This window comes from Pseudomonas nabeulensis (assembly GCF_004682045.1).
GTDB classification, from domain to species: domain Bacteria; phylum Pseudomonadota; class Gammaproteobacteria; order Pseudomonadales; family Pseudomonadaceae; genus Aquipseudomonas; species Aquipseudomonas nabeulensis.
The window spans coordinates 24,730-42,993 of sequence record NZ_QUZT01000013.1; the positions used below are offsets into that span (position 1 = coordinate 24,730).

The window sequence follows — 18,264 nt, forward strand, 5'->3', positions numbered from 1 at the left end:
GTGGATCAGCCAGCCTATGCAGTGCCTGACATTCTGCTATCGGGGGCAAGCCCCCTCCCACATTGGTTTTGCGGTGGTTTCAATATCCAGGGCGGGCCTTGAGTTGCTCAGCAGCAGCCTTGGCCAAATCCGGCGGCAAGAAATCCCTATCCGGGTTGTAGTCCGCCTTCAGATACCGCGCCAGATCCTGCAAGTCCCCCGGGTTCAGCGTCCCCGCTGCCTGCTTCAAGCGCAGGTTGTCCAGGATGTAGTCATAGCGGCTGTTGTTGTAGTTGCGCACCGACGCGTACAGCTGGCGCTGTGAATCCAGCACGTCGACGATATTGCGCGTGCCCACCTGGTAACCGATTTCCGTGGCTTCCACGGCGCTCTGGTTGGAGATGATCGACTGGCGGCGCGCTTGCACCTGTTCCACATCGGTGTTCACCGCACGGTGCAGGTTGCGCGTGTTCTCCACCACTTGGCGGCGCAGGCCTTCGCGCTGCTGCTCGGTCTGGCCCAGGCGCGAGTAGGATTCACGCACCTGCGAGCTGGTCAGGCCGCCGCTGTAGATCGGGATATTCAAGCGCAGGCCGATGGTGCGTTGCTCCACATCACCGCGATATGGCGTGCCAAAGGCATTCGGGTTGCTGAAACCGAGGGCGTCGTTGTCACCTTTTTCATACTGCGCCACGGCGTCGAGGGTCGGCGCGTGGCCGGCCTTGCGTTGCTTGAGGGTTTCTTCGGCGGCGGTGACCGCGTAATTGCTGGCCAGCAAGTTGAGGTTCTGGCGGCCGGCGGTTTCGACCCAGGATTTGGCGTCGTTGGGCAGCGGCGGTAGCACCGGCAGGGTATGGACGACGCCCTGGATCGAGTTGTACTGACGGTTGGTCAGGGTGATCAGCGCTTCGAAGGCGTCGTCCACCTGGCGTTGCGCGACGATGCGATTGGCGCGGGCGGTGTCGTAGCTGGCCTGGGATTGCAGGACGTCGGTCTTGTCCGACAGGCCCACGTCGAAGCGTTCATTGGACTGGTCCAGCTGGCGCTTGAACGCATTCTCTTCGGCCTTGGTGGAGGCCAGGTTGTCCTGGGCGCGCAGCACGGCGAAGTAATTTTCCGCGCTTTGCAGGATCAGGTTCTGTTCGGTGGCCGACAGTTGCAGCGCCGCCTGTTCGTTGGTGGCTTCGGCGGCTTGCAGTTGGAACCAGCGATCGGCGCGGAACAGTGGCTGGCTCAAGGTGGCGCGCCAGGAATGGGCATCGCGGTTGGCGGTAGCGGCCGGCGTGTCGATCTGGGTACGCACATTGTTGATATCGGCGCCGCCCGACAGGTTGGGCAGCAACCCGGCGCGAGCCTGGGGCACCACTTCTTTTTGTGCGCCGTATTGGGCGCGGGCGGCCGCCAGGTCGGCGTTGTTGTTCACCGCCTCCTGGTAGACGCTGACCAAATCAGTATTGGCGGACAAGGGCGCTTCTGCTGCCCAGACCAGTCCGTTGGTCGCACAAGACACGGCGAGAGCCAGTGAAAGTTTGCGCAGCATGAGGCGATCCCTAGTGTGAATATTACGGCTGTAATTTAGCGCCCAAGGCTACGGCTGGCCAATCCTGGCGTCAAGCCTTGAGGCAGTCCCCGAGTGTAGTGGCGCGATCACGGCACAACAATCCCGCAATCACGCCATTCATCACGCTGAATGCACCGCCATTGGCAATTTGCCCACGGCATGGTCTAGACTGGCCGCGTTCTTGTCGGGGTGCCTTGTTGGAAGGCTGAGATCGGTAAATACCGGATCCCGTTGAACCTGATCAGGTTAGCGCCTGCGTAGGGAACAAGATTTCTCGTCCACCCGGCGAGTCCTCTTGTGCTTCGTCCGGGTTGTTGTTCGTTTATTGAACAGCTCTCGTGCGCCAAGCACAGCACTGGTTTCAGTGCGTCCATCCGTCACAGGTTCGCTCCGACAAAAATCCACCGCCTGGATAAGTTGGAGAGCCCGTGATGAGTACAAAACCAAAAAATACCGTGCACCTGAGTGAATCGGCCAAAGTTGATTCCGGCTCCGTGCAGCCGTTTACCCGCTCGCAAAAAGTCTACGTGCAAGGCACTCGCCCGGACATTCGCGTGCCGATGCGTGAAATCAGCCTGGACGTGACCCCCACCGATTTTGGCGGTGAAATCAACGCGCCGGTCACCGTGTACGACACCTCCGGCCCGTACACCGACCCCAATGTGATCATCGACGTGCGCAAAGGCCTGGCCGACGTGCGCTCGCCGTGGATCGAAGTGCGCAACGACACCGAGCGCCTGCCGGGTCTCAGCTCGCACTTCGGTCAACAACGCTTGAGCGATGCCGAGCTGACCGCGCTGCGCTTCGCCCACGTGAAGAACCCGCGCCGTGCCAAGGCCGGCGCCAACGTCACGCAGATGCACTACGCACGCAAGGGCATCATCACCGCCGAGATGGAATACGTCGCCATCCGCGAAAACATGAAGCTCGAAGAAGCCCGCGCCACCGGCCTGCTGGACCAGCAACACGCCGGCCACAGCTTCGGCGCCAGCGTGCCGAAGATCATCACGCCGGAATTCGTGCGCGAAGAAATCGCCCGTGGCCGTGCGATCATCCCGGCCAACATCAACCACACCGAACTGGAACCGATGATCATCGGCCGTAACTTCCTGGTGAAGATCAACGGCAATATCGGCAACAGTGCGCTGGGTTCGTCCATCGAAGAAGAAGTGGCGAAACTGACCTGGGGCATTCGCTGGGGCTCGGACACCGTGATGGACCTGTCCACCGGCAAGCACATCCACGAAACCCGCGAGTGGATCATCCGCAACTCGCCGGTGCCGATTGGTACGGTGCCGATCTACCAGGCCCTGGAAAAAGTCGGTGGCGCCGCCGAAGACCTGACCTGGGAGCTGTTCCGCGACACCCTGATCGAACAGGCCGAGCAGGGCGTCGACTACTTCACCATCCACGCCGGCGTGCTGCTGCGCTACGTGCCGCTGACCGCCAAGCGCGTGACCGGGATCGTGTCCCGTGGCGGCTCGATCATGGCCAAGTGGTGCCTGGCGCACCACAAAGAGAACTTCACCTACACGCATTTCGACGAAATCTGCGAAATCATGAAGGCCTACGATGTCAGCTTCTCCCTCGGCGACGGCCTGCGCCCAGGCTCGATTGCCGACGCCAACGACGCAGCGCAATTCGGCGAGCTGGAAACCCTTGGCGAGTTGACCAAGACCGCGTGGAAACACGACGTACAAACCATGATCGAAGGCCCCGGCCATGTGCCGATGCAGCTGATCAAGGAGAACATGGACAAGCAGTTGGAGTGCTGCGACGAAGCACCGTTCTACACCCTCGGCCCGCTGACTACAGACATTGCGCCGGGCTACGACCACATCACCTCCGGTATCGGTGCGGCGATGATCGGCTGGTTTGGCTGCGCCATGCTCTGCTACGTCACGCCCAAGGAACACCTGGGCTTGCCGAACAAGGATGACGTGAAGACCGGGATCATCACCTACAAGATCGCGGCGCATGCGGCGGATTTGGCCAAGGGGCATCCCGGCGCGCAGATTCGCGATAACGCCTTGAGCAAGGCGCGTTTCGAGTTCCGCTGGGAAGACCAGTTCAACCTAGGCCTGGACCCGGACACCGCGCGTTCGTACCACGATGAAACCTTGCCGAAAGACTCGGCCAAGGTCGCGCATTTTTGTTCGATGTGCGGGCCGAAATTCTGCTCGATGAAGATCACCCAGGAAGTGCGTGAGTACGCGGCCAACCAGCGCATCGAGGCGGTGGATGTGGATGTGGCCAAGGGCTTGGCGGAGCAGGCTGAGCGGTTCAAGCAGGAAGGTAGCCAGCTGTACAAGAAGGTCTGACTCAGGGGGTGCCTGTACTGGCCTCATCGGGGGCAAGCCCCCTCCCACACTTGAAAGTGTTCGCAATTCAAATGTGGGAGGGGGCTTGCCCCCGATTGCAATCTCCCAAACAACACATGTTCCTCAGAGATAACCCCCTTGAGCATTCAACCGAGTACCTACTCCCCTGATACAGCGGTGCCGAGTGACAAAAGAGTCTTCGGCACCCGCGACCTGTTCTCCCTGTGGTTCTCCCTCGGCATCGGCCTGATGGTCCTGCAGACCGGCGCCTTGCTCGCGCCGGGCCTGGGCTTGTCCGGCTCGTTGCTGGCCATCTTCCTCGGCACCCTGGTCGGCGTACTGCTACTGGCCGCTGTGGGCGTGATCGGCAGCGACACCGGTCTGTCGGCCATGGCCGCGCTCAAGCTCAGCCTCGGCGCCAAGGGTGCGAGCCTGCCGGCGCTGTTAAACCTGCTGCAACTGATCGGCTGGGGCTCGTTTGAAATCATCGTGATGCGCGACGCCGCCAGTCTGTTGGGCGCGCGGGCGTTCAGCCACGGTAGCCTGTTGGCGAGTCCTTTGTTGTGGACCGTGTTTTTCGGCGGTTTGGCCACACTGCTGGCCGTGAGCGGCCCGCTGACGTTTGTGCGGCAGATCCTGCGCAAATGGGGCATCTGGCTGCTGCTCGCCGCCTGCCTGTGGCTGACCTGGAACCTGTTCGCCAAAGCCGACCTCGCCGCGCTCTGGGCTCAGGCCGGTGACGGCTCGATGCCGTTTGCGGTGGGGTTTGATATCGCCATCGCCATGCCGTTGTCCTGGCTGCCGCTGATCGCCGACTACTCACGCTTTGGCAAGCGCGCCCAAAGCGTGTTCGGCGGCACGGCGCTGGGTTTCTTTATCGGTAATTTCTGGCTGATGAGCCTAGGCGTGGCCTACACCCTGGCATTTGCGCCAAGCGGTGAAGTGAATGCGCTGCTGCTGGCCTTGGCCGGTGCGGGCCTGGGCATTCCGCTGTTGCTGATCCTGCTGGACGAATCGGAAAACGCCTTTGCCGATATCCACTCGGCGGCGGTGTCCAGCGGCATGCTGTTGCGCTTGAAGGTCGAGCACCTGGCCTTGGCCATCGGTGTGGTCTGCACCCTGATTGCCTGCTTTGCGCCGTTGGCCCAGTACCAGAACTTCCTGCTGCTGATCGGCTCGGTGTTTGCGCCGTTGTTTGGCGTGGTGCTGGTGGATCACTTTATCCTGCGCCGTCGTGGCCAGGGCCTGGTCGCGAACCTGCGTTGGCCGGCGCTGTTGGCCTGGCTGGGCGGTATCGCCACCTACCACCTGCTGGCCAATCTGGCGCCGGATGTCGGCGCAACCCTGCCGGCGTTGGCGCTGGCAGGGCTGTTGCAGTTCATCCTTGGGCGGGTTTTCACTGGCGCGCGGGCACCAGTTCAGGCTTGATCACACCGGTCAAGCGCGCATAGGGGATGGTCATTTCGATCAGCCCCAATGCGTACGGTGCAATGGTCGTCACGTTGTACTTGAGCACCACGCCGTTGCTGGTCAGGGCCACGTTTGGGGTTTTCTGGAACGGCCAGGCCTTCACGAACTCGGGGTCGCGGTCCATCTGCGAGTTGATCAGCCAGGTGTTGTGGGCGACCTTCGCGGTATTCCAGAACGCTTGTTCCTGGCCTGGCAGCAACATGTCGGTCAGGCTCAGCTCTTTGTGCAGGATGCGTGAATAGTTGATGAACCCCCGGCCCGGCTCGCCGTGTGCGGTCCCCGTGTCCAGGTAGCTGGACACTTCCACAATCACCAGTCCGTCATGCTGTTCACGTACCTTGGCCTGCAAGTACATGCTGTTGCGGTTGGCCGATTCACGCAGGAACTTGTCCCGGTAGGCATTCAAGGTGGCCGGCACGCTGGCGCCCGGTGTGGTGCGGGTCATTTGCAGCAGGCGCTGCTCCACCACCGCGTCCAGTTGCGGCTCGGTGGGGAAGTGCACGGTATCGATGTTTACCAGCGGGCAGTCCGGGCTGTCGCAGCCGGGCTTGATTTGCTCCGACGCATCCGGCTGGGAATCCAGCGGCTTGAGGTAGCTGGGTTGGAACAGGCTCTGGCAGGCGCCCAGGGTCAAGGCAACACAGGCCATGGAGGCGATTTTTAAAAGCGACATGGATGTCCTTCGTCTAACGATAAGAGCGAAATTGTGCAGCTTCGACTGCCAACAAAGCAGTCAGTTCGCCACTAAACTCATTTGAGCGAGTTTGACGCCCGCCGTCTATCCCGGCAACCGGAAAGGGGCTGCACCAACGGGCAGGAGCGCGTTAGGATGGCGCCCAATGCGCAGGCACAACGAGGAAGGGATATGACGGACTTAGCAAAATCGACGCCGGGCAAGATCGAAATTGTTCAGCGCGACAATGCCTACAAGGGCTTCTACAAGCTGGATCGCGTGCAACTGCGCCACGAGAAATTCGATGGCGGCATGAGCCGGGTGATCAACCGTGAAGTCTTTGTTCGTCATGACGCCGTGTGCGTGTTGCCCTACGACCCGCAACGCGATGAAGTGGTGCTGATCGAGCAGTTCCGCGTGGGCGCCATGGGCCGTATCGACAACCCCTGGCTGGTGGAAATGGTCGCCGGCCTGATCGACAAGGATGAAGAGCCGGAGGAGGTTGCGCACCGCGAAGCCGAAGAGGAAGCTGGGCTGACGTTCTCCGCGTTGTGGCCGATCACCAAGTATTTCCCGTCGCCCGGCGGTAGCACCGAGTTTGTTCACCTGTACCTTGGCCGTTGCGACAGCACCGGGGCAGGGGGCGTCCATGGATTGGAAGAAGAGGCAGAAGATATCCGCGTCACCACCTGGGCCTTTGAAGATGCCCTGCAGGCGGTGCGCGATGGCAAAATTTCCAATGCAGCCAGCATCATCGCCCTGCAATGGCTTGCGCTTAATCGCGCGGAAGTGAGGGGGTTATGGCAGTAAAGGCACGGGAACGTTATCGAGTCGACCTGATCGGGCTGCAAGCGGCCTGCGAGGCCAACTATGCGCGGTTGATGCGCCTGTTGCCCGACATGCGCCACGCCCCCGAAGCGCGGCGGATCGGCGTGACCCACGGCGACCAGATGCTCGGCGTACTGACCCTGGAAGTCATCGTCAACTGCCCCTACACCACCACCCTGCGCGTGCGCCAGGAACACAGCCTGCCGTGGCTGCCGGTGCCGCAACTGGAAGTGCAGGTGTACCACGACGCGCGTATGGCCGAAGTGATCAGCGCCGAACATGCGCGACGCTTTCGCAGCATCTATCCTTACCCGAACGTGTTCATGCACCAGCCCGATGAGAAAGCACAGCTCAATGTGTTCCTCGGTGAATGGTTGAGCCACTGCCTGGCCCTGGGCCATGAGTTCGAAGTCGTTCGGTAGATGTGAACTGTGTCTGCTTCCCCAGGTTTCCTCTTTGTGTCCTGCCCAGCATAATCACGCCAACCGTCCATTCCTGTGATTGCCTTGGGAGAGCGCCTTGTCGAGCGTATCCACCTTGAACCCCGACGCTCCGGCGTTGCTGGTGCAACTGTCCGATAGCCACCTGTTTGCCGAGGCCGACGGCACGTTGCTGGGCATGAACACCCGTGAAAGCCTGCAACGGGTGATCGAGTTGGTGCGCGTGCAGCAGCCTCGCGTCGACTTGATGCTGGCCACGGGCGATTTGTCCCAGGACGGCACGCTTGAGTCCTACCAGCTATTTCGCGACATGACCCGGCAGATTGACGCCCCGGCGCGCTGGATCCCCGGTAATCACGACGAACCACAGATCATGGCCCACGCTGCCGTGCGCAGCGATTTTCTGGAGCCGGTGGTCGATATCGGCAACTGGCGCGTGACCTTGCTGGACTCCGCCGTGCCGGGGTCAGTGCCGGGCTACCTGCAAGACCAGCAACTGCAATTACTCGCCCAAGCCCTCAGCGAAGCGCCGAGCCGTCATCATCTGGTGTGTTTCCACCATCATCCGGTGTCCATCGGCTGTGCATGGATGGAGCCCATTGGGCTGCGCAATCCCGAGGCGCTGTTTGCCGTGCTGGATCGGTTCCCCCAGGTCCGGGCCGTGCTGTGGGGCCATGTGCACCAGGAAATCGACCGCGAGCGCAATGGCGTGCGGTTGCTGGCGTCGCCGTCGACCTGCATCCAGTTTGCGCCGGGCAGCGAGGACTTCAGCGTCAGCGAGCAGGCGCCGGGGTATCGGTGGCTGCGCTTGCACGCCGACGGGCGGTTGGAAACCGGCGTGGAGCGGGTCCAGGGCTTTGAATTTACCGTGGACTACGGCAGCAACGGTTATTAAATGTGGGAGGGGGCTTGCCCCCGATAGCAGAGTGTCAGTCAATACATGTGCTGGCTGATCCACCGCCATCGGGGGCAAGCCCCCTCCCACACTGGTTCTATGGTGTCCTGTGGATTGAGGTCATCACACACTGCCCTGATCCCTGTAAACTCCGCCTCTTTGGCCCACGTCACGGAGAGCCCGGCATGTCCGCTTCGATCCTGTATATCCACGGTTTCAACAGCGCGCCGGCGTCCAACAAGGCCAGCCAGTTGATCAACGTGATGGGCGCCCTTGGCCTGGCCGATCAACTGCGTGTGCCGGCCCTGCATCACCACCCGCGTCAGGCAATTCCGCAGTTGGAAGCGGCCATTGCCGAACTGGGTCGGCCACTGCTGGTCGGCAGCTCGCTCGGCGGCTACTATGCAACCCATCTTGCTGAGCGCCATGGCCTCAAGGCGCTGCTGGTGAACCCGGCGGTCAGCCCCCATCGGATGTTCGACGGTTACCTGGGCACTCAGAAGAACCTCTACACCGATGAAACCTGGGAGCTGACCCACGACCACGTTACAGCCCTGGCTGAGCTGGAAGTACCGGCCCCTCTGGACGCCGCCCGTTATCAGGTGTGGTTGCAGACCGGCGATGAAACACTGGACTATCGCCTCGCCCAGCAGTATTACCGGGCCTGTGCCTTGCGCATCCAGGCCGGCGGCGACCATGGTTACCAGGGGTTCGCCCAGCAATTGCCGGCACTGCTCAGCTTTGCCGGCATTGGCGCAGATCAGTATCAATCCTTTGACTTTGCAGCACTGTAAAGTCCCAGGTCACTTTTTAATCGAACGACTCACGACGAGACCCCATGGCCACTCCCAGCGCTAGCTCTTATAACGCCGACGCCATCGAAGTCCTCTCGGGCCTCGACCCGGTGCGCAAACGCCCCGGCATGTACACCGACACCAGCCGGCCGAACCACCTTGCCCAGGAAGTCATCGACAACAGCGTCGACGAAGCCCTGGCCGGTCACGCCAAGGCGGTGCATGTCATTCTCCACGCTGACCACTCCCTGGAAGTCTCCGACGACGGTCGTGGCATGCCGGTGGACATCCACCCGGAAGAGGGTGTGCCGGGCGTCGAGCTGATCCTCACCAAGCTGCACGCCGGCGGTAAGTTCTCCAACAAGAACTACCAGTTCTCCGGTGGCTTGCACGGTGTGGGTATTTCGGTGGTCAACGCCTTGTCCACATTGGTGCGGGTGAAGGTCAAGCGCGACGGCAACGAGTACCAGATGACCTTCGCCGATGGCTACAAAGCCACCGACCTGGAAGTGATCGGCACCGTTGGCAAGCGCAATACCGGCACCAGCGTGTACTTCGCGCCGGACCCGAAATACTTCGATTCACCGAAATTTTCCATCAGCCGCCTCAAGCACGTGCTCAAGGCCAAGGCCGTATTGTGCCCGGGCCTGTTGGTGACCTTTGAAGACAAAGGCACCGGTGAGAAGGTCGAGTGGCACTACGAAGACGGCCTGCGTTCCTACCTGGAAGACTCCGTCAGCGACTTCGAACGCCTGCCCAACGAGCCGTTCTGCGGCAGCCTGGCGGGTAACAAAGAAGCCGTCGACTGGGCGCTGCTGTGGTTGCCCGAGGGCGGCGACAGCGTGCAGGAAAGCTACGTCAACCTGATCCCCACCGCCCAGGGCGGCACCCACGTCAACGGTTTGCGCCAGGGCCTGCTGGACGCCATGCGCGAATTCTGCGAATACCGCAGCCTGTTGCCACGCGGTGTGAAGCTGGCGCCGGAAGACGTGTGGGAGCGCATTGCGTTCGTGCTGTCGATGAAGATGCAGGAGCCACAATTCTCCGGCCAGACTAAAGAACGTTTGTCGTCCCGCGAGGCGGCAGCGTTTGTTTCCGGTGTGGTCAAGGACGCGTTCAGCCTGTGGCTCAACGAACACCCGGAACTGGGCCTGGCCCTGGCCGAACTGGCGATCAACAACGCCGGCCGTCGCTTGAAGGCCAGCAAGAAGGTCGAGCGCAAGCGCATCACCCAAGGCCCGGCACTGCCCGGCAAGTTGGCGGACTGCGCCGGGCAAGACCCGATGCGTTCCGAACTGTTCCTGGTGGAAGGTGACTCCGCCGGTGGTTCCGCCAAACAAGCGCGGGACAAGGAATTCCAGGCGATCCTGCCGTTGCGCGGCAAGATCCTCAACACCTGGGAAGTCGACGGCAGCGAAGTTCTGGCCAGCCAGGAAGTGCACAACATCGCCGTGGCCATCGGTGTCGATCCGGGTGCCGAAGACATGAGCCAACTGCGCTACGGCAAGATCTGCATCCTCGCCGACGCCGACTCCGACGGCTTGCACATCGCCACGCTGCTGTGCGCGTTGTTCGTCCAGCACTTCCGCCCGTTGGTGGATGCCGGTCACGTCTACGTCGCCATGCCGCCGTTGTACCGTATCGACCTGGGCAAGGAGATTTACTACGCCCTCGACGAAGCCGAGCGCGATGGCATCCTTGACCGCCTGGTGGCCGAGAAGAAGCGCGGCAAGCCACAGGTCACGCGATTCAAAGGCCTGGGTGAAATGAACCCGCCGCAACTGCGCGAAACCACCATGGACCCGAACACTCGGCGTCTGGTGCAGTTGACCTTAGGCGAAGACTTTGCCGAAACCTCGGAAATGATGGACATGCTGCTGGCGAAGAAGCGCGCCGGTGACCGCAAGTCCTGGCTGGAATCCAAAGGCAACCTGGCCGAGGTTCTGGGCTGATGCGCACAGGTTTCGCCCTGGCGATCCTGATGTTGAGCGGGTTGGCGGCCACCCAGGTGGTTGCCGCGCCCGTGGCTGAGCTGAAACTGGTCTCCGAACACCCGGTGGACGGCATGCGCGGCGGCAATCTGTCGGGCCTGGCCTTGTGTGGCAAGGCGCTGTGGACGGTTTCCGACCGCGACGACGACCAGATCTACCGCCTGGATATCAGCGCGCCGACCTGGCAGGCCGAAGCGGTAAACATTGATGTGCCGCCGGTGCCGGAGTCCGGGTTGCCGTGGGGTTTGCGTTCGCGCACCAAAGCCGCCTCGTTCATTCGCGGTGGCGACCTGGATTTTGAAGGCATCACCTGCGATGCCGCCGGCAACCGCTACATTGTCAGCGAAGCCCATGCGGCGGTGCTGCAAGTGCCGGTGAACGGTGCGCCCGAGTGGTTGAGAATCGCCCCTGGCATGGTGCGTGAAGCGCGAGCCAGTGGCATGTTGCTGCATTTCAATGCCTTGTTTGAAGGGCTGGCGATCAACCCCGAAGGCAATCACATATGGCTGGCGGCAGAGCGTGAGCGGCGCGGACTGATCTCGATCAAGCGTGGGCAAAGCCTGTGGGATTGCGACGGTCCGTGTGTGTTGTTGAGCGAAGCCGGCCAGGAAGTGCAGCCGGCCCAATTTACCAATGCCAAAGCCGTTTCGAAGGACTTCGCCGATCTGGCGCTGTTCAACGGCAAGCTGTTTACCCTGGAGCGCAATGCGTTCCAGATTTGCCGGCGCGATACGGTCACGGCCAAGGTTGAGCTGTGCTGGTCGTTTGCCGACGAGACCCTGACGCCCGAGCGGCGTTACGCCCAGCCGTATGGCCTGGCCGAAGCCCTGGTGGTGGACGCAGAGGGGGCCTGGTTGGGCATCGATAATAATTTCGGCCCTCGCGCCGATGGTGAAAAACGCCCGGTGGTCTATCGTTTCGCCGCCCCGGCCGGTGGCTGGAACGCCCAGCCATGAAGCGTGATTTTTTTGAATTGACCCGGCGTCGCGGCATTTCCGCTGCGCCTTACCCAATGATGAGGCCCGCATGAGTGACATCCTCGCAGACAGCTTAGATGGCGTAGAACGCCGGTCGCTGGCTGACTTCACCGAAAATGCCTACCTCAACTACTCCATGTACGTGATCATGGACCGTGCCTTGCCGCATATCGGCGATGGCCTGAAGCCCGTACAACGGCGCATCATCTATGCCATGAGTGAGTTGGGCCTGGACGCTGATTCCAAGCACAAGAAGTCGGCGCGTACCGTCGGTGACGTGCTCGGTAAGTTCCACCCCCACGGCGACTCCGCCTGCTACGAAGCCATGGTGCTGATGGCCCAGCCGTTCAGCTACCGCTACACGCTGGTGGACGGCCAGGGCAACTGGGGTGCGCCGGATGATCCAAAGTCCTTCGCCGCTATGCGATACACCGAGGCGCGCCTGTCGCGCTACTCGGAAGTATTGCTGAGCGAACTGGGGCAGGGCACTGCCGATTGGGGGCCGAACTTCGACGGCACCCTCGACGAGCCACTGGTATTGCCGGCACGTTTGCCGAATATCCTGCTCAATGGCACCACGGGTATCGCCGTGGGCATGGCCACCGATGTGCCGCCGCACAACCTGCGGGAAGTCGCCACCGCCTGCGTACGCTTGCTGGATGAACCGAAAGCCACGGTGGAGCAGCTCTGCGAGCATATCCAGGGCCCGGACTATCCGACCGAGGCGGAAATCATCACCCCGCGCGCCGACCTGTTGAAGATGTACGAAACCGGCAAGGGCTCGGTGCGCATGCGTGCCGTGTACTACGTCGAAGATGGCGACATCATCGTCACCGCGCTGCCGCACCAAGTGTCTGGCGCCAAGGTGCTGGAGCAGATCGCCGCACTGATGCAGGCCAAACCGTCGAAATTGCCGCAAGTCGCCGACCTGCGTGACGAGTCCGACCACGAAAACCCGTGCCGCATCGTGATCATCCCGACCAACAGCCGGGTCGACCACGAAGTGCTGATGCAGCATCTGTTTGCCAGCACCGACCTGGAGTCGAGCTACCGCGTCAACGTCAACATCATTGGCCTGGACGGCAAACCGCAGCTGAAAAACCTGCGCAACTTGCTGGTGGAGTGGCTGGAATTCCGCGTGCAGACCGTGCGTCGCCGCCTGCAATTCCGTCTGGATAAGGTCGAGCGCCGCCTGCACCTGTTGGACGGCTTGTTGATCGCCTACCTCAACCTGGATGAAGTGATCCACATCATCCGTACCGCCGAGCACCCGAAAGCCGAGCTGATCGCACGTTTCGAGCTGAGTGAGATCCAGGCTGACTACATCCTCGACACCCGCTTGCGCCAGTTGGCGCGCCTGGAAGAAATGAAGCTGCGCGACGAACAGGACGCGCTGCTCAAGGAACAAGCCAAGCTGCAAGCCCTGCTGGGTAGCGAAGCCAAGCTCAAGAAGCTGGTACGTAGCGAGCTGATCAAGGATGCCGAAACCTATGGCGATGACCGTCGTTCGCCAATCGTCCAGCGTGCCGAAGCGAAAGCCCTGACAGAAACCGAGTTGCTGCCAAACGAGAAAATTACTGTCGTTCTGTCGGAAAAGGGTTGGGTTCGCTCCGCCAAAGGGCATGATATTGACGCCACCGGCCTGTCCTACAAGGCGGGCGATGGCTTCAAGACCGCTGCGGCTGGCCGTTCCAACCAGTTCGCGGTGTTTATCGACTCCACCGGGCGCAGCTATTCGGTGCCGGCGCACACCTTGCCATCCGCACGAGGGCAGGGCGAGCCGCTGACCGGGCGACTCACGCCGCCACCGGGGGCGAATTTCGAGTGCGTGCTGCTGCCGGACGATGATGCGCTGTACGTGATCGCGTCCGACGCGGGTTATGGCTTCGTGGTGAAAGGTGAAGACCTGCAAGCCAAGAACAAGGCGGGCAAGGCGCTGTTGAGTCTGCCGAACAACGCCAAGGTGATCCTGCCGCGCCCGGTGGACGACCGCGAGAGCAACTGGCTGGCGTCGGTGACCACTGAGGGCCGTTTGCTGGTGTTCAAGATCAGCGACCTGCCGCAACTGGGCAAAGGCAAGGGCAACAAGATTATCGGGATTCCAGGGGAGCGGGTGGCCAGTCGCGAAGAGTACGTGACCGACATCGCGGTGATCCCGGAAGGCGCCACGCTGGTATTGCAGGCCGGTAAGCGTACGCTGTCGCTGCGCCCTGACGACCTTGAACACTACAAGGGCGAGCGCGGTCGGCGTGGTAACAAACTGCCACGTGGCTTCCAGCGAGTGGATGCTTTGTTGGTGGAAACGCCCGTTTAAGGCGTATTAGAGGCCCCGATCTACGATTTAACGCGTAGATCGGCGCTTTGGCGCTGGAGTCATGGCGCATATTCACGGATGATATGGCCTTTCCAGCGCCGGCGTGGCCGAGCGTATTTAAGGTATTTTTAGTATTACATTGTGGTTCGCCTTGTGGCAGCCACCTGGATGGGATGATGACTGCTCCACGCCTTCCTTTAATTTTTGTACTTGCTGGCCTTCTCGGGCTGGCAGGTTGCAGCACACACCAGCCGGTGTCGCTGTACCAGCTGGACAGCGGAAGTCCAGCCCAGCCAGAACAAGCCGCTGGCATGGCCGTCTTGCTTGGCCCGGTAGTCGTCGCTGACTACCTGCAACGCGAAACCCTGCTGCAACGTCAGAACGACGGCAGCCTGCAAGGTTCCACCGATGGTCGTTGGGCGGGTAGTTTGTCCTCCGACATCAACCAGCTGGTGCTACGCCAAGTGGCGGGTCATCTGGACAGCCAGCGTGTGGTATTGGCGCCGGGCCCTGGCGGTTTCACCCCTGATGTTCAAGTGTTGCTGACTATCACCCGCTTGGATTCCGGCGCTTCTCAGCCGGCTATCCTGGATGCGCAGTGGCGCCTGATCGACCGCCGTGGCCAGGTGCGCGATAACCGCATCGTGCACTTGCAGGAAGAACACACCGGCACCACCGCCTCCCAGGTTCAGGCCCAAGGCGTGTTGTTGCAGCACTTGGCGCAGCAGTTGTCGGTGGCTCTCAAGCCACTGGCCAACCAGCCGCCGATTGCCGAGGCGCCTCGCAAGCAGCCTTCGGTCCAGGCCAAGCCGGCTGAACCGCAGAAGCCGAAGATGCCCATGGCTACGCCGATCCGTACGGATATGGAAGTGTTCCGCTTCTAAGCCCTAATCGCAGATACAAAAAGGCCCGCTGACTCAGCGGGCCTTTTTTTGTATCTGCGATGTGTGTCAACTTTGTAGAGATCCAAATGTGGGAGGGGGCTTGCCCCCGATAGCGGTGGGTCAGTGACAGATGTTGAGACTGACACCCTGCAATCGGGGGCAAGCCCCCTCCCACATTTGATCCTCACCCTATTGATTTAGGGCTTGCGACTCTCATGCATCCGCGCCAACTGCCGCTCCAGCATCGACGGATACGGCTCCATCAACCGCTCTACACAGCTCGCGCCCTCAGGGCTGGCAATCGGGCGGATACGGGCGCGTTGGCGGATCAGTGTGTCTTCGCTGATCTTGCGCTCCACCAGTAGCAGGTTGCGGCTGTGTTGCGACAAGGCCAGGGCGTCCTGGGCGCTTTCCGTCAGTAGCAGGTCTATCTGGCTCATGCCGAACAGATCATCGGTCACCGTCAGGCCCAGTTGCAGTTGCAGGGTGATGCCGCTGTCGGCCACTTCAATCTGCAGGGCATGGCCCAGGGCACGCAGCAGTTCGCCGCAGCAGATGGCGTTGGTCAGGTAGTCTTCGCCACTGTCTTCGCTGTGGAACAACATCAGCGTGCTGCCGTCGTTCAGGGTGTGCAGTTCGCTCTGGTAGAGCGACGCCGCCTGGTCGAGGCAGTCGCGATAGCGTTCCAGCAACTCCGTCAGGCGAGCGCGGGGCAGACGACGCAGTTGGTCCTGGGAGCCCAGCTGCACGGCGAGTACCGCACTGAACTGGGGTTCGGTACTCTTCACCGGTGCCGGTTTTGGCGCGACAGTCGGACTGTCCGGTGAGGTATCGCGCAGGTCGGCGAAAGGGTCTTCATCGTCCACTTCGTCTTCATCGGCCTGGATCGCTTTGCGGGTCGCAGGCTTGAGGCCGGCAATCGGGGCGTCCGCGGCGAAGTCGGGTTCGTCCACGTCAAACTCGGGCTCGTCGTCGAATTCAGGCTCCGGCTCCGGTTCCCGCACCACTGGTTCCGGGGCGAAGCTGGCGTGCAGCTGGCGGGCAAGGTCGCCGATTTCATCCTGGCGGTCGGTGGCCGGGGTGTGCTCGTCGATGTCTCGCAGCCAGATGCGCAATTGCATCAACGGCGTGGAGATATGTCGGCCCAGGCGCAGGCTCAAGGCGAGGGCCAGCGCCAGCAGGATCGCGCTGAGAATGCCCATGCTTTGCAGGCTGATGGTCATCGGCTGCTGGAACTGTTGCATATCCAGGCTGATGCGCAGTTGGCCGGCCTTCACGTCCTGGAACGTGATGTTGCTCTGGTACAAGCCTTCCGCTTCACCCAGCAGGCCGTTCTTCGGGCGTTGCCCGGCTTCGGCCATGATGCGGTTGTCCACGCTGTAGATGGCGGCGTGGGCCACCAGCGGGTTCTTGGTCAGGTTATTGAGCAGCACGTTGAGGCTGAGGATGTCGTTGGACACCAACAGCTCGGTCGCCGAGGTGGCGGTTTGCGTGGTCAGGCTCTCGCCCAGGGCGTCGGCTTGTTCGTGCATGGCCTGCTTGAACTGCAAGCCCATCACGCAGGCATAGATCACCAGGGCCAGGGCGACCAGGATCACGTTATGGCTGGCGATGCGTAATGCGATCGGTACACGGCGGTGGCGCAGTGCCCGGAAGATCAGCAGGAAGAAGTTATCGGTTTTTACTGGCGTGGGCCGGTTCACTTGCGCTCGGCTCTCGGTCCGTGAAGTTGACGCGCAGTATAGCGACAGCCCTAGGACCGGCAAAGCGCTGGCTGTGCCCGATGGTCACTGAAAGTGGGTAGAATGCGGTTTTTTTCCAGCCTGGGGGTGCGCCTTGCGCGAAATTGTCCTGATTAACATCACTGGCGAAGACCGTCCGGGTCTGACTGCGGCGATTACCGGTGTTCTGGCCCAGGGTGGTGTGAACATTCTCGACATCGGCCAGGCGGTGATCCACGACACCCTGTCGTTCGGCATTCTGGTGGAGATCCCGAGCACTGAACAGGCGTCCTCGGTCCTCAAGGACATCCTGTTTACGGCATACAAGCTGGATCAACAGGTGCGTTTCACCCCGGTGTCCGAAGAGGATTACCAGCATTGGGTGGCGGGCCAAGGCAAGAAACGCCACATCGTGACGCTGCTGACCCGCAAGGTCACGGCCGAGCAATTGCAGCGCGTCAGCTCGATTACCGCGCAGTACGGCTTGAATATCGACCATATCGACCGTCTGTCGGGTCGTATGCCCTTGGACACACCCGCCGACAAGGGCAAGGGCTGCATCGAGTTCTCCGTGCGCGGCGAGCCGGCAGACCCGCAAGCCCTGCGCGCCGAATTCCTCAGCGTGGCCCAGGCGCTGAATGTCGATATCGCCTTCCAGGAAGATTCGCTGTTCCGCCGCAACCGTCGCCTGGCGGTGTTCGACATGGACTCCACATTGATCGAAGCTGAAGTCATCGACGAGTTGGCCAAGGCTGCTGGTGTCGGTGAACAAGTTTCCGAAATCACTGAGCGGGCCATGGCCGGTGAACTGGACTTCCGCGCGAGCTTCAAGGAGCGCCTGGCGCTGCTCAAGGGCCTGGACGTCAGCGTGCTGGACTCCATCGGTGCCTCTCTGCGCCTGACCGAAGGTGCCGAAACCCTGTTCGCCGAACTCAAGCGCCTGGGCTACAAGACCGCGATCCTGTCGGGCGGTTTCACCTACTTCGCCAAGCAATTGCAGGCCAAACTGGGTATCGACTACGTGTTCGCCAACGAACTGGAAGTGGTGGATGGCAAGGTGACGGGTGTTGCGGTAGAGCCGATTGTCGACGCACAGCGCAAGGCGGATTTGCTCAAGGAGCTGGCCCACAAGGAAGGCTTGCGTCTGGAGCAGACCATTGCGGTCGGTGATGGGGCGAATGACTTGCCGATGCTGGCGATTGCCGGGCTGGGTGTGGCGTTCCGCGCCAAGCCGCTGGTGAAGCAGTCGGCGAAGCAGGCGATTTCGACGCTGGGGTTGGATGGGGTGTTGTATCTGTTGGGCTTCCGCGATCGCGATGGGCAGCTCTAACCCGATCTTGCGGTAGAAATACAGTCAAAAATGTGGGAGGGGGCTTGCCCCCGATAGCAGGGTGTCAGTCAGCACATGTATGAGCT

At 61.5% G+C, this 18,264-nt stretch carries 14 protein-coding genes and 1 riboswitch; of the genes, 11 read left to right on the forward strand and 3 right to left on the reverse strand.

The window, feature by feature from the left end; genetic code table 11:
• Nucleotides 1–79: 79 nt before the first annotated feature.
• On the reverse strand, nt 80–1,519 hold the full coding sequence (locus DYL61_RS09380; protein ID WP_135308108.1) for a TolC family outer membrane protein: 1,440 nt from the start codon (nt 1,517–1,519) through the stop codon (nt 80–82).
• Between the two features lie 196 nt (nt 1,520–1,715).
• Nucleotides 1,716–1,821, forward strand: a riboswitch (TPP riboswitch).
• Between the two features lie 150 nt (nt 1,822–1,971).
• Here DYL61_RS09380 and thiC point away from each other — a divergent pair.
• The gene (gene thiC, locus DYL61_RS09385) at nt 1,972–3,861 is read left to right on the forward strand and encodes a phosphomethylpyrimidine synthase ThiC (protein WP_135308109.1); all 1,890 of its coding nucleotides are present in this window, start codon (nt 1,972–1,974) and stop codon (nt 3,859–3,861) included.
• 138 nt (nt 3,862–3,999) lie between these two features.
• Nucleotides 4,000–5,289, forward strand: a complete 1,290-nt coding sequence (cytX, locus tag DYL61_RS09390) for a putative hydroxymethylpyrimidine transporter CytX (protein WP_135308110.1) — start codon at nt 4,000–4,002, stop codon at nt 5,287–5,289.
• On the opposite strand, the gene DYL61_RS09395 is transcribed toward cytX, so the two are convergent.
• A complete protein-coding gene (locus tag DYL61_RS09395; protein ID WP_135308111.1) occupies nt 5,258–6,004 on the reverse strand; it encodes an RsiV family protein in 747 nt (248 codons plus the stop codon). The two genes, cytX and DYL61_RS09395, sit on opposite strands and share 32 nt — an antisense overlap.
• 192 nt (nt 6,005–6,196) lie before the next feature.
• Here DYL61_RS09395 and DYL61_RS09400 point away from each other — a divergent pair, with 192 nt between their 5' ends.
• From DYL61_RS09400 to DYL61_RS09435, 8 genes are all read left to right on the forward strand, one after another.
• The gene (locus tag DYL61_RS09400) at nt 6,197–6,814 is read left to right on the forward strand and encodes an NUDIX domain-containing protein (RefSeq protein ID WP_135308112.1); all 618 of its coding nucleotides are present in this window, start codon (nt 6,197–6,199) and stop codon (nt 6,812–6,814) included.
• The gene (locus tag DYL61_RS09405; protein ID WP_105522019.1) at nt 6,805–7,254 is read left to right on the forward strand and encodes a DUF1249 domain-containing protein; all 450 of its coding nucleotides are present in this window, start codon (nt 6,805–6,807) and stop codon (nt 7,252–7,254) included. The genes DYL61_RS09400 and DYL61_RS09405 overlap by 10 nt, the downstream gene beginning before the upstream one ends.
• A 97-nt stretch (nt 7,255–7,351) precedes the next feature.
• The gene (cpdA, locus tag DYL61_RS09410; protein ID WP_135308113.1) at nt 7,352–8,167 is read left to right on the forward strand and encodes a 3',5'-cyclic-AMP phosphodiesterase; all 816 of its coding nucleotides are present in this window, start codon (nt 7,352–7,354) and stop codon (nt 8,165–8,167) included.
• 185 nt (nt 8,168–8,352) lie between these two features.
• The gene (locus tag DYL61_RS09415; protein ID WP_135308114.1) at nt 8,353–8,961 is read left to right on the forward strand and encodes a YqiA/YcfP family alpha/beta fold hydrolase; all 609 of its coding nucleotides are present in this window, start codon (nt 8,353–8,355) and stop codon (nt 8,959–8,961) included.
• Between the two features lie 44 nt (nt 8,962–9,005).
• The gene (gene parE / locus DYL61_RS09420) at nt 9,006–10,913 is read left to right on the forward strand and encodes a DNA topoisomerase IV subunit B (protein ID WP_135308115.1); all 1,908 of its coding nucleotides are present in this window, start codon (nt 9,006–9,008) and stop codon (nt 10,911–10,913) included.
• Nucleotides 10,913–11,908 carry an esterase-like activity of phytase family protein gene (locus DYL61_RS09425; protein ID WP_135308116.1) on the forward strand — a complete coding sequence of 332 codons (996 nt, stop codon included), beginning with the start codon at nt 10,913–10,915 and terminating at the stop codon, nt 11,906–11,908. Before parE ends, DYL61_RS09425 begins: the two co-directional genes overlap by 1 nt.
• A gap of 70 nt (nt 11,909–11,978) precedes the next feature.
• A complete protein-coding gene (parC, locus tag DYL61_RS09430) occupies nt 11,979–14,243 on the forward strand; it encodes a DNA topoisomerase IV subunit A (protein WP_135308117.1) in 2,265 nt (754 codons plus the stop codon).
• A gap of 176 nt (nt 14,244–14,419) precedes the next feature.
• A complete protein-coding gene (locus DYL61_RS09435) occupies nt 14,420–15,127 on the forward strand; it encodes a PqiC family protein (RefSeq protein ID WP_167497949.1) in 708 nt (235 codons plus the stop codon).
• Between the two features lie 197 nt (nt 15,128–15,324).
• Here the strand turns inward: DYL61_RS09435 and DYL61_RS09440 are convergent, their stop codons facing one another.
• Nucleotides 15,325–16,830, reverse strand: coding sequence for an AhpA/YtjB family protein (locus DYL61_RS09440; protein WP_135308119.1), 1,506 nt, complete (start codon nt 16,828–16,830; stop codon nt 15,325–15,327).
• Nucleotides 16,831–16,963: 133 nt separating this feature from the next.
• Between DYL61_RS09440 and serB the strand changes: the two genes are divergently transcribed.
• Nucleotides 16,964–18,178: a phosphoserine phosphatase SerB gene (gene serB / locus DYL61_RS09445; RefSeq protein ID WP_135308120.1), complete on the forward strand. Its 1,215-nt coding sequence runs from the start codon at nt 16,964–16,966 to the stop codon at nt 18,176–18,178.
• Nucleotides 18,179–18,264: the final 86 nt, after the last annotated feature.